8 protein-coding genes and 2 pseudogenes are annotated in these 11,703 nt (G+C 65.4%); 3 read left to right on the top strand and 7 right to left on the bottom strand.

What is annotated here, in order from left to right; genetic code table 11:
• The 3 genes from H8A92_RS37330 to H8A92_RS37320 all read right to left on the bottom strand — a co-directional run.
• Window positions 1-1,250: SGNH/GDSL hydrolase family protein (locus H8A92_RS37330; RefSeq protein ID WP_229200256.1), on the bottom strand; the 1,250-nt coding region annotated here is incomplete at its 3' end.
• Window positions 1,251-1,600: 350 nt separating this feature from the next.
• A complete protein-coding gene (locus H8A92_RS37325) occupies window positions 1,601-2,983 on the bottom strand; it encodes a lytic murein transglycosylase (RefSeq protein ID WP_229200255.1) in 1,383 nt (460 codons plus the stop codon).
• A 133-nt stretch (window positions 2,984-3,116) separates the two neighbouring features.
• A complete protein-coding gene (locus H8A92_RS37320) occupies window positions 3,117-3,536 on the bottom strand; it encodes a MerR family transcriptional regulator (RefSeq protein ID WP_229200254.1) in 420 nt (139 codons plus the stop codon).
• An 89-nt stretch (window positions 3,537-3,625) separates the two neighbouring features.
• On the opposite strand from H8A92_RS37320, the gene H8A92_RS37315 reads away from it, so the two are divergent.
• Entirely contained in the window at window positions 3,626-4,915 is a 1,290-nt protein-coding gene (locus H8A92_RS37315; protein ID WP_229200252.1) for an NADH:flavin oxidoreductase/NADH oxidase family protein, read from the top strand.
• Window positions 4,916-5,064: 149 nt separating this feature from the next.
• On the top strand, window positions 5,065-5,940 hold the full coding sequence (gene galU, locus H8A92_RS37310; protein WP_229200251.1) for a UTP--glucose-1-phosphate uridylyltransferase GalU: 876 nt from the start codon (window positions 5,065-5,067) through the stop codon (window positions 5,938-5,940).
• A 262-nt stretch (window positions 5,941-6,202) separates the two neighbouring features.
• Here galU and H8A92_RS37305 read toward each other — a convergent pair whose 3' ends face one another.
• Window positions 6,203-7,159, bottom strand: a complete 957-nt coding sequence (locus H8A92_RS37305; RefSeq protein ID WP_229200250.1) for a LysR substrate-binding domain-containing protein — start codon at window positions 7,157-7,159, stop codon at window positions 6,203-6,205.
• A gap of 118 nt (window positions 7,160-7,277) precedes the next feature.
• Between H8A92_RS37305 and katG the strand changes: the two are divergent.
• Window positions 7,278-9,445 (top strand): annotated as a pseudogene (gene katG / locus H8A92_RS37300) (catalase/peroxidase HPI).
• A 91-nt stretch (window positions 9,446-9,536) separates the two neighbouring features.
• Here the strand turns inward: katG and H8A92_RS37295 are convergent.
• The 3 genes and pseudogenes from H8A92_RS37295 to H8A92_RS37285 form a co-directional block, all read right to left on the bottom strand.
• The gene (locus H8A92_RS37295) at window positions 9,537-9,737 is read right to left on the bottom strand and encodes a hypothetical protein (RefSeq protein ID WP_229200249.1); all 201 of its coding nucleotides are present in this window, start codon (window positions 9,735-9,737) and stop codon (window positions 9,537-9,539) included.
• A gap of 174 nt (window positions 9,738-9,911) precedes the next feature.
• On the bottom strand, window positions 9,912-10,922 hold the full coding sequence (locus H8A92_RS37290) for an aldo/keto reductase (protein ID WP_229200247.1): 1,011 nt from the start codon (window positions 10,920-10,922) through the stop codon (window positions 9,912-9,914).
• Between the two features lie 118 nt (window positions 10,923-11,040).
• Window positions 11,041-11,465 (bottom strand): annotated as a pseudogene (locus H8A92_RS37285) (PaaI family thioesterase).
• Between the last annotated feature and the right edge of the window lie 238 nt (window positions 11,466-11,703).

Below are 11,703 nucleotides of genomic sequence, written 5' to 3'. Positions count from 1 at the left end.
GGCTTGCCGGGCTCGGCGCTGGTGTCGGGCGTTGCCGGTTCGCTCGGCAGCGCGATCGGGCCGGAGCGCACCGCCAGCAGGCGCGTCACCTCGCGCTCGACATAGTGCGCGAGCTTGCGCGCGCCGGCCTTGGTGAAGAACACGCCGTCATCGGAGCGCAGCTTGCGGGGCTGGCCCTCGAAGTCCGGGCCCTTCGGCATGAAGCGGCCGGCCTCGTCGACGAAGCCGTCCCAGACGTCGACATAGGTGATGCCGGCCTTGCCGGCGCCGTCGCGATAGAGCGCGTCGAGGAACAGCATGTCCGACGTGCCCTTCTGGCCGCGGATCGCAGGCAGGCCGACCCACAGCACCGGCACGCCCTTGCTCTTCAGCACGTTGATCAATTCCTCGATCTTCTTGCCGTAGAGCTCGACCCAGCGGTCGTCGCGGAATTCATAGAGGCCGTTGGGCGAGCGCGCAGTCTTTTCCGGCGCGGCCTGCGAGTCGGTTTCGGCGTCGTCGGCCGGCGGCTCGGTCTCGGCCGGCTTGTTGTCGGCCTTGCTATCGGTCTTGCTATCGGTCTTGCCGTCGGACTTGCCATCAGTCTTGCCATCAGTCTTGGCGGCGGCATCGGGCTTATCGCCTGGCTTTGCATCCGGCTTGCCGCGGGCGTCCTTTTTCTCGTCCTTCTTGTCGACCTTCTTCTCCACGACCGGTTCGCGGATCGAGGTGCGATCGTTGAGGCCGAGCATCACGACGATGGCGTCCGGGTTCTCGGTGGCGAGAATGCCCTTGGCGGCCGCGGCCCAATCCGCGGGGTCGCCCTTGGGCTGATAGCGGATCAGGCCGGAGACCGTCTTGTGCTTGCGGATCACGCCCATGTCAGGCTGGTCGGAATAGGCATCTTCCAGGCCATAGGCGAGCCAGTCGGCCATCGCGTCGCCGATTACGAGCACGTTGCGCTCGGCGGCGGCTTCGCGCTTGGCCGGCGCCGGGGCGCGGGAGAAATCCTCGCGCGGCCGTTGCGGCTGTGATTGCTGTTGCTGCTGTTGGAACGGCGCGAAGAAATCGCCGCCGAACCAGCCGCCACCGCCATGCTGCGGCGGAGCGCGGCGCTGCGGTTGCGGCGGTCCGCCGCCGAAACCGGGAAAGCCGAAAAACTGCGCCGAGGCGGGCTGCGCGATGCCGATCAACAGCGCAAGCGCCACCGCCAGCGCGACCAGCGGGCCGGCTTCGGTGAATATGCGCAGGAAGGACTTCGGCTTCGCCATCGAGTTCGGTCGCAAATGATCTGGAAGTACGTGAGCATATTAGCGGAATCGGGCCGCAAGCGGGCAGCTTTTCCACCATAAATCGGGTGCCTCCGGCCGCCGTCAAGGCGCCGGGCAAATATTGGATTTCACGGTTACTTTCGGGGAGGACCCGGTGTCACCGCGACGGAACTGCGCTCCCTCTCCCGCTTGCGGGGGAGGGTGGGGGTGGTGGTGGTGGGGGTATTGCCGCGATGGGACTGGTCATTGTGCAGAGACAGCCCCCACCCGGATTGCATCTCCGATGCAATCCGACCTCTCCCGCAAGCAGGAGAGGTGCAGCGAGCTTGCGGTTACAAACTCGTCGTTAGCTACCGTCCCCGCAGCCGCTCCAGCACCTCGGCGGTGGCAAAACCGTCGGCCGGCGCGCCGATCGAGACCTGGAAGCCGCGCAGCGCTTCACGGGTCTGGCCGCCGAACTGGCCGTCGGGCGTGCCCTTGTAGAAGCCGCGCTGGGCCAGCAGCTGCTGCAGTTCCAGCCGCTCGGCGCGCGACAGCACGCGTTCCTGGCGCGGCCAGGGCTGCACGAAGGGTTGGCCGCCGCGCAGGCGATCGGCGAAATGGCCGATGGCGAGTGCATAGGCCTCGGCCGGGTTGTACTTCATGATCACCCGGAAGTTCTGCAGCATCAGGAAGCCCGGGCCTTCGGCGCCCGCCGGCGCCAGCAGATAGGCCTTGTCGGACGGCCGCGGGAATTGCTGGCCGCCCGGCCGCTTGACGCCGAGCTGCTCCCATTGCGACAGCGGCATCACCTTGGCGCGGTCGGCCAGCATGTAGTTCAAGCCCTGCGGCAGCACGACCTCGTAGCCCCAGCTCGCGCCGGCCTGCCAGCCGTCCTTCTTCAGGTTGTTGGCGGTGGAGGCGATCAGGTCGCTCGGATTGTCGACGACATCGCGGCGACCGTCGCCGTCGCCGTCGACGGCGTAACGCTTGAACGCGGTCGGCATGAACTGGGTCGGGCCGAACGCGCCGGCCCAGGAGCCGCGCATCTGTTCGGGCTTGAGGTCGCCGCGGTTGAGGATCTCCAGCGCCGACAGGAACTCGTCCTTGAAATAGGCCTGACGGCGGCCGATGCAGGCGAGGGTGGCGGTCGACTGCACCACGCTGCGATCGCCCATCTGGGTCGAGTAGTTCGACTCGATGCCCCAGATCGCCGCGATGATGTAGCGATCGACGCCGTAGGCCTTCTCGGTCGCGTCGAACTGCGGCTTGTACTTCGCAAGGATCTCGCGGCCCTTGGCGAGCCTGGTGTCGCTGACGAGAATGTCGAGATAGTCCCAGATCGCCTTGGTGAATTCCGGCTGCGAATCCAGCAGATCCATGATGCGCAGATCGGGCTGCAGGCCCGCGGTGAAGCGCTCGAAATTCTGCTGCGTGATGTTGCGCCGTGCGGCGTCGGGCCACATCCCCGCAACGCAGTTCGGGAAGTCGGATGCGGCCTGGCGGATCGCGGCGGCGGTCATCAGCGGATGGCCGGAAGCGCCGTCTTCGCCGCTCCAGGGCGGCGCTGCGCCGTCCTGTCCGGTCGCGGCCTGCGGCGGCGTCGCGGCGTTCGGTCCGGAGAAGATGCTGTCGATCAGGTTGGTCAGGCCGTTGCCGGCCGACTGCGCTTGCGTGCTGCCCGGCAGCAGCAAGGCCAGCGCGATCAGGCTCGCGCTGTAAAGCCTGGTTCGTGATGTTCCCGTCGCGCGCATTCGTCGTGTGCCTGTCAAAATCGTGCTGCCTCAGAAGGCCTCGTCACGGTTTCCAATATCTTAACAAAGGGCAGCATTTTGGGCGTGACCAAATCACGCGACGGTTTTGGCCGGGACAAATTGTCCGATCTCGTCACCCCGCTTTTGATTGGTCCCTGAGGTCGGCCAAGACAGCTTCGGCGTTTTCGAAGCAATCGCCGCCCGGCGGCGTCGCCTCGATCCGGGCGATCACGGCCTCGAGCCCGGCCTGGGTTTCAGATAGTCGGCGCTGCAGGGCTGCAACCTCGATCACCTTGTTCTTGAGGGAGGCTACCAGCTTGTCCTTGCTCCAGTCTGCCTTGCCGTGCGGCGGCAGCAGGTTCCGGATCTCTTCGAGCGAGAATCCGGCCTGCTGGGCCATCACGATGATCTCGAGAACCTGGCGCGTCTCGCGCGAATACTGCCGATAGCCGTTTAAGCCGCGGTCGATCGACCCGATCAGGCCCTCTCGCTCATAGAAGCGGATACGCGACGGCGCCAGACCGGATTCCCGTGCCAGTTCCCCGATCTTCATTGAGGGCTCTCTTGCTGCTTGACCTTAAAGTTTACTTTAAGGTTAGGGTGCGCGGAGATCAACAAGGAACTCGATAAGGAACCTGGCCTATGTCGCCGTTCGATTCGCTCACTTTGCCCAACGGAAGCAGCGTTCCCAACCGCATCGCCAAGGCGGCGATGGAGGAGAACATGGCTGACGCCGAGCATCTGCCCTCGGCCGAGCTGCTGCGCCTCTATCAGGCATGGGCCGATGGCGGCGCCGGCCTCATCATCACAGGCAACGTAATGATCGATCGCCGCGCCATGACCGGGCCGGGCGGCGTCGTGCTGGAGGACGGCACCGAGCTTGAAGCGTTTCGCAACTGGGCGCGGATCGGCCGCGCCAAGGGCGCGCAAATCTGGCTGCAACTCAGTCATCCCGGCCGGCAGGTGATGAAGAACATGGGCCAGCAGACGCTGGCGCCGTCAGCGGTGGCGCTCGACCTCGGCAAACATTCGAACCTGTTTGCGATGCCGAGGGCGATGACCGAGCAGGACATCAGCGAGGTGATCGCGCGCTTCGTCAGCGCCGCGCGGCTTGGCGAGCGCGCCGGCTTCTCCGGCGTGCAGATCCATGCGGCGCACGGCTATCTGCTCAGCCAGTTCCTGTCGCCCCTGACCAACCGGCGCACCGACCGTTGGGGCGGCTCGCTGCAGAACAGGGCGCGTCTGTTGATCGAAACCGTCAAGGCGGTGCGTGCGGCGGTGTCGCCGGGTTTCTCGATCGCGGTCAAACTGAATTCGGCCGATTTCCAGCGCGGCGGCTTCGATGCAGCTGATGCGAAGGCCGTCGTCGAGATGCTGAATGAATTGCCCGTCGATCTCGTCGAACTGTCGGGCGGCAGCTACGAGGCGCCCGCGATGCAGGGCGAGGCACGCGACGGCCGGACGCTGGCGCGCGAGGCCTATTTCCTCGACTTCGCGCGCGACATCGCCGCGGTCGCCAAAATGCCGGTCATGGTCACCGGCGGCATTCGCCGCATCGGCGTCGTGCAGCAGGTGCTCGAGAGCGGCGTCGCGATCGCAGGCATCGCCACCGCGCTGGCGATCAGGCCGGACTTACCGAACGCCTGGCGCAGGGCCGAGGATCTGCGGCCAGAAGTCGCGCCGATCCGCTGGAAGAGCAAGCCGCTGGCCGCGCTCGCCGCGATGGCCGTCGTGAAATTCCAGTTGCGGCGGCTGAGCAGAGGGCGCGCGGCCAATCCGAACGTTTCGCCGCTGAAGGCGTTGGTCCTCGCCCAGCTGCGAACGGCATCGCTTACCCGTAAATATCGCCGCTGGATCGCGTCGTCGGTTACCGCGACGGCTGCATCCGGCAGCACGTCGGCGCCGCCGCGCGCGGTCGGGATGCCGAGGTAAGGCCGAACGCTCGGGCGGAACGCTTGAGTGGAGAAGGCGGATTGGTGCGCATCACACATCCGCCTTTGTTCTCGGCTGCAAAACGGTTACCAAGGAGCGATTAAATCCCGCGCCGCCGTCCCACCCGTTTCAAGGCTTCCGATAATCCCATGAAGATCCGCAAAGCCGTATTTCCCGTCGCCGGTCTCGGCACCCGCGTGCTGCCCGCCACCAAGGCGATGCCGAAGGAGATGTTGACGATCGTCGACAAGCCTCTGATCCAGTACGTGGTCGACGAGGCCCGTGAGGCGGGGATCGAGCACTTCGTGTTCGTCACCGGCCGCAACAAGGGTGTCATCGAGGATCATTTCGACCGCATGTTCGAGCTCGACACCACGCTTGCGCAACGCGGCAAGAAGACCGAGCAGGAGATCCTGGCGCAGAATCAGCCCGAAGCCGGCGCAATGAGCTTCACCCGGCAGCAATCGCCGCTCGGTCTCGGCCACGCCGTGTGGTGCGCGCGCGACATCATCGGCAACGAGCCGTTCGCGGTGGTGCTGCCGGACGAACTGGTGCTGAACACGCCGGGCTGCCTGAAGCAGATGATCGATGCCGCCAACAAGCTCGGCGACAGGTCGAACGTGATCGCGGTCGAGGCGGTGCCCGACGAGCTCACACATCAATACGGTATCTGCAGCGTCGGCAAGCGCACCGGCAACATCTTCGAGGTCGACCGCATGGTCGAGAAGCCGCCGCAGGGCACCGCGCCGTCGAATTTGTCGATCACCGGCCGCTACATCCTGCAGCCCGAGATTTTCAATATCCTGGCCACCCAGGAGCGCGGCGCCGGTGGCGAGATCCAGCTCACCGACGCCATGATCGGGCTCGCCAAGACGCAGAAGTTCTACGGCGTCGAATTCGAGGGCGAGCGCCACGATTGCGGCTCGAAGCCCGGCTTCCTCCGCGCCAACATCGCCTTCGGCCTCAAGCGCCCCGAACTGCGCGACGGCCTGATCGCCGAGATGAAGAAGTATCTGGGGCAGTAGGTCGCTGCCTCATCTCGTCATTCGCCGCGAGAATGCGGACGTATGATTCACGGGCCGCGCAAAACATTCGATGTCGTCCCTGCGAAAGCAGGGACCTATAACCACCGAAGTTCGTTGTTGCGCGACGCTGGAACGACGAGTCCATTCACGACACCCGCCGCGGAGTATGGGTCCCTGCTTTTGCAGGGACGACAGTTGTGAATGTGGCGCGACGTGAGCGTCAAACACGGAAGGCATCGTCACCGCCGCCCTTCCGAACCAATCACGCCACCTTCCGTCGCCCGGTGCGTTTCGCCGGCGCCTTGCCGCCGTCTGCCTTCGGCGCGCGCAGCTCCCGGGCGGCGAGGCTCACCACCTCGGCGATCTGCTGGAGCTGCGAGGCGAGCGGAGAGGTCTTGCGCCAGACCATGCCGATGGTGCGCGACGGCTGCGGGTGCTTGAAGCGCGACACCGCGACCGGCGCCGAGCGCGTCTCGACCGTCACGGCCATCTCGGGGATCAGGGTGACGCCGATGCCGGCGCCGACCATCTGCACCAATGTCGACAGCGAGCTTGCGTCCAGCACCTCACGCGGCGGCGCGGACTGCATGTTGCAGAACGACAGCGCCTGGTCGCGGAAGCAGTGGCCTTCCTCGAGCAGCAACAGTCGCATCTCGCGCAGCATCTCGGCGCTCGGCACCGGCGTCTTCGCATCCTCGCCGGGCCGCACCAGCAGGAAGTTCTCCGAGAACAGCGCGACCTCGGTCAGCGACGGTTCCGACACCGGCAGCGCCACGATCGCGGTGTCGAGCCGGCCCTCGGCGACCTCCTTGATCAGTTTCGGCGTCAGCGTCTCGCGGATATGGATGTCGAGCTCGGGATGCAGCCGCGCCAGCGTCTCGATCACCTTCGGCAGCAGATATGGCGCGATCGTCGGGATCATGCCGACGCGCAGCCGACCGGCGAGCTTGTCGCGCGAGGCGCGCGCGAAGTCGCCGAGCTCGTCGACCGAGCGCAGGATCTCGCGCACGCGGCGCAGCAGTTCCTCGCCGAATGCCGTCAACGTCACCTGCCGCGCGCTGCGTTCGATCAGCACGCCGCCGACGGCCTGTTCCATTTCGCGGATCTGCATCGACAGCGCCGGCTGCGACACCGCGCAGGCATCCGCGGCGCGGCCGAAATGCCCGTGCCGGGCCAGCGCATCGAAATACCTCAGTTGCCGGAGTGTGACATTTATCATCAGTTTATCTTATTGCGGCGATCATTAAAGTCAATTTCACCTGATGGATCGAGGCGCGTAGAATCGGTCTTGGAAGAGCTCCAGCACATTCCAGAATCCATCACCTCGGAGAAGAAACATGGACGCAAAAACCGACGACGGCGCGGGCAAATGCCCATTCACGGCAGCCCCTCGCGGACACACGAATCGTGACTGGTGGCCGAAGTCGCTTGACGTTCAGGTCCTGCATCACAACTCCAGCCTGTCCGATCCGATGGGCAAGGAGTTCGACTACGCCAAGGAATTCAAGACCCTCGACCTCAACGCCGTAATCAAGGACCTGACGGCCCTGATGACGACGTCGCAAGAGTGGTGGCCGGCGGACTTCGGCCATTACGGCGGCTTGATGATCCGGATGGCCTGGCACTCGGCGGGCACCTATCGCATCACCGACGGCCGCGGCGGCGCCGGTGCCGGTCAGCAGCGTTTCGCCCCGCTCAACAGCTGGCCCGACAACGCCAACCTCGACAAGGCGCGCCGGCTGCTCTGGCCGATCAAGCAGAAATACGGCCGCAAGATCTCCTGGGCCGACCTGTATGTCCTCGCCGGCAACGTCGCGCTGGAATCGATGGGCTTCAAGACGTTCGGTTTTGCGGGTGGCCGCGCCGACGTATGGGAGCCGGAAGAGCTGTATTGGGGCCCGAGGGTACCTGGCTCGGCGACGAGCGCTACAGCGGCGAGCGCCAGCTCTCCGAGCCGCTTGGCGCGGTGCAGATGGGCCTGATCTACGTCAACCCGGAAGGCCCGAACGGCAATCCGGATCCGGTCGCTGCCGCGAAGGACATCCGAGAGACGTTCTTCCGCATGGCGATGAACGACGAGGAGACGGTTGCGCTGATCGCCGGCGGCCACACCTTCGGCAAGACCCACGGCGCGGGCGATCCGTCGCTGATCGGGCCGGAGCCGGAGGGCGGCGCGCTCGAGGATCAGGGTCTCGGCTGGAAGAGCAAGTTCGGCACCGGCGTCGGCGCCGATGCGATCACCGGCGGCCCCGAGGTCACCTGGACCCAGACGCCGACGAAGTGGAGCAACCACTTCTTCGACAACCTGTTCAAGTACGAGTGGGAGCTGACGAAGAGCCCCGCAGGTGCGAAGCAGTGGAAGGCGAAAGGCGCGGCGGCCGACATTCCGGACGCGTTCGACCCGTCGAAGAAGCACGTCCCGACCATGCTGACCACCGACCTGTCGCTGCGCTTCGATCCGGCCTATGAGAAGATCTCGCGCCGGTTCTACGAGCATCCGGATCAGTTCGCGGACGCCTTCGCCCGCGCCTGGTTCAAGCTCACGCATCGCGACATGGGCCCGATCCAGCGCTACCTCGGCCCGCTGGTGCCGAAGGAGACGTTGATCTGGCAGGACCCGGTTCCGGCGCTCGATCACGCCGTGATCGACGACAAGGACATCGAGGCACTGAAGGTGAAGATCCTCGCCTCGGGTCTCTCGGTGTCCGAACTGGTATCGACCGCCTGGGCCTCGGCGTCCACGTTCCGCGGCTCCGACAAGCGCGGCGGTGCCAACGGTGCGCGCATCCGTCTTGCGCCGCAGAAGGACTGGGAGGTCAACGAGCCGGCGCAGCTCAAGGGTGTGCTGTCCAAGCTCGAAACCATCCAGAAGGAGTTCGGCAAGAAGGTCTCGCTCGCCGACCTGATCGTGCTCGGCGGCGCGGCTGCGATCGAGAAGGCGGCGAAGGACGGTGGCACCAATGTGAAGGTCCCCTTCACGCCCGGCCGTACCGACGCGTCGCAGGAGCAGACCGACGCCGCCTCCTTCGCTCCGCTCGAGCCGCGGGCCGACGGCTTCCGCAACTATCTCAGCGGCAAGCGCCAGGCCATGTTGCCCGAGGAGGCGTTGGTCGACCGCGCGCAGCTGCTGCGGCTGACCGGACCGGAGTTGACGGTTCTTGTCGGCGGCCTGCGCGTGCTCGGTGCCAATGCCAAGAAGTCGAAGCATGGCGTCTTCACCGGCAAGCCGGGGACGCTGACCAACGACTTCTTCCTCAACCTGCTCGACATGGGCACGGAGTGGAGCGATGTCGGCGAGGGCGTCTATGAGGGCCGCGACCGCAAGACCAAGGCGGTGAAGTGGACCGGCACCCGCGTCGACCTGATCTTCGGCTCGCACTCGCAGCTGCGCGCGTTCGCCGAGGTTTACGGCTCGTCGGATGCCAAGGAGCAGTTCGTGAACGACTTCGTCGCGGCCTGGACCAAGGTGATGAACGCCGATCGCTTCGATCTCGTGAAGAAGTAAGCGGCCGGCGACGGCAATCAGGGCAGGGCGGCGCTTCGGCGCCGCCCTGTTTCGTTTCGGGATGCAGGGAAGGCTTTTCGCGCTTTGCCGGTCAGTCGTGCAGTTTCATATCCCGGATCATCTCCTCGAATTCCGCCCGCGTCGGAACCGCCGGTGGCGATTGCAGCGCGCCGCTCGTCGCGATGGGAGCCTCGCACCGTGAGGCCCCGCGCGACGGCTCGAAGATTGCGGTCAGGCTCGCCCAGCACACCAGGAGCGCCACGATCCAGTCCAGTACATTGGATGCCGTCATTGCAGCACCAGCATCAGCATTTCCATGCGCCGATGGTGCAACCTGTGCGACGCTTGCGCAATTCGGAAGCTGCGAAACGTAACTTCGGCAAAACCGAGCGGCTTGTCCGTACCACGCGAATGCAAGACGCCGTCATTGCGAGCGAAGCGAAGCAATCCATCGTGCCGCTGGCGGCTATCCGGGGCGTGCCCGTCGTCCTTCGATCGGGTAGGCCGGATCGTTGAAGCCCGGCGTCGAGGGATGGCCGGTGATGACGAGGCGGTCGATCAGCGCTTCATCCTCGGCGGTGAAACGATAGTCGAGTGCGCGGATGTAATCGTCCCATTGCGCTTCGGTGCGTGGGCCGGCAATGACCGCGCTGACGAACGACGAGTTCAGCACCCAGGCGACCGCGAACTGCCCGGGGGTGATGCCGCGGCCTTCGGCGTGGCGCTTGATCTCCTGTGCGAGTTGCAGCGATTCCGGCCGCCACTCGGTCTGCATCATGCGCTTGTCGTTGCGCCCCGCACGCGTGTCGGCGGGCGGCGGCGCATCGGGGGCGTATTTGCCGGTCAGGACGCCGCGCGCCAGCGGGCTGTAGGGCACGATGCCGAGGCCGTAATAGGCGCAGGCCGGAAAATGCTCGACCTCCGGCATCCGGTTCATCGCATTGTAATAGGGCTGGCTGGCAATCGGGCGGTCGATGCCGAGACGGTCGCAGATGTTGCAGATCTCGGCGACGCGCCAGGCGCGATAGTTGGAGACGCCGAAATAGCGCACCTTGCCGGAGCGGATCAGGTCGCCCATCGCGCGCACGGTCTCGTCGAGCGGCGTCGTGTGATCTTCCTTGTGCAGATAATAGACGTCGATGTAGTCGGTGCCGAGCCGCTTCAGGCTCTCGTCGGCGGCCTGCAACACCCAGCGCCGCGACAGCCCGCCATGGTTGGGATCGTCGCCGATCGGATTTGCGAGCTTGGTGGCGAGGACCCAGTTCGACCTTCTGTTCGAAATTGCGCGTCCGACGACTTCCTCGGACTTGCCTCCATTATAGGCATCGGCACTGTCGATGAAGTTGATCCCGGCCTCGCGCGCCTTCGCCACGATCCGCGACGAGGTCGCCTCATCGGTCGGTCCGCCGAACATCATGGTGCCCAAGCAGATCGGCGAAACCTTCAGGCCGCTGCGGCCGAGCTGGCGATATTGCATCGGGCGTTCCTTTCCTGTCATTCCGGGGGCGATGCGTAGCATCGAACCACAGATGCGCAATTGCGCATCGGGGAATCTCGAGGTTCCGGGTTCGCTTCGCGCCCCGGAACGACGATGATCAACTCTCGTTCTTCAGAATCTTGAACACGCCACTGGCCATCGCGATGCAGCGCTTGTCGACGGTCACCTCGGCCGTGATGAAGATCAGGCTGCGGGTCGAGCGCACCACGCGCGGCCGCGTCGTCAGGATCTCGCCGATCTTGCCGGCCTCGACGAAATGGGTGTCGAGCTGCACCGTCGCAAGCGTCGGCTTGCCCGAGACGAAGCGCGCGGCCATGCCGCAAGCGCGGTCGGCGAACGTCATGATCACGCCGCCCTGCACGAGCCGCGGCGATTGTGGTGCTTATCCTCGGTGATCAGCGCGAGCTCGAGCGCGCCGTCCTTCAACCGTTCCCACAGCGGGCCGATCAACGTCAGGAAGCCAGTGGTTTCGGCGACCTTCCAGCCGTCGGATTTGAGTTTGTCCGCGGTCTTGGCCGTCATGAGGTGAGGATCCGTTGCTTGCAAATGATTGATCGCAGGAGGCATGTCATTCCCTGCATTTCATCAAACGCTGTTGTGTTGTAGTCAAGCTCGATGGCCCGCACATTTGACGATGCCACCCGGCGGAATATCGCAGAGCTCTGCGCCGCGTTCGCGCGTCGGGCCGCGGCCGACACCGCACCGGCGCTGAAGCGTGCCGCGGTCGCGATCGCGCTGACCGAAGGCGAGGACGGCAACG

The sequence above is a fragment of the Bradyrhizobium acaciae genome, from assembly GCF_020889785.1.
GTDB lineage: Bacteria > Pseudomonadota > Alphaproteobacteria > Rhizobiales > Xanthobacteraceae > Bradyrhizobium > Bradyrhizobium acaciae.
Note: the sequence above shows the minus strand (reverse complement) of the source record. Positions and strands in the feature narration are given on the sequence as shown.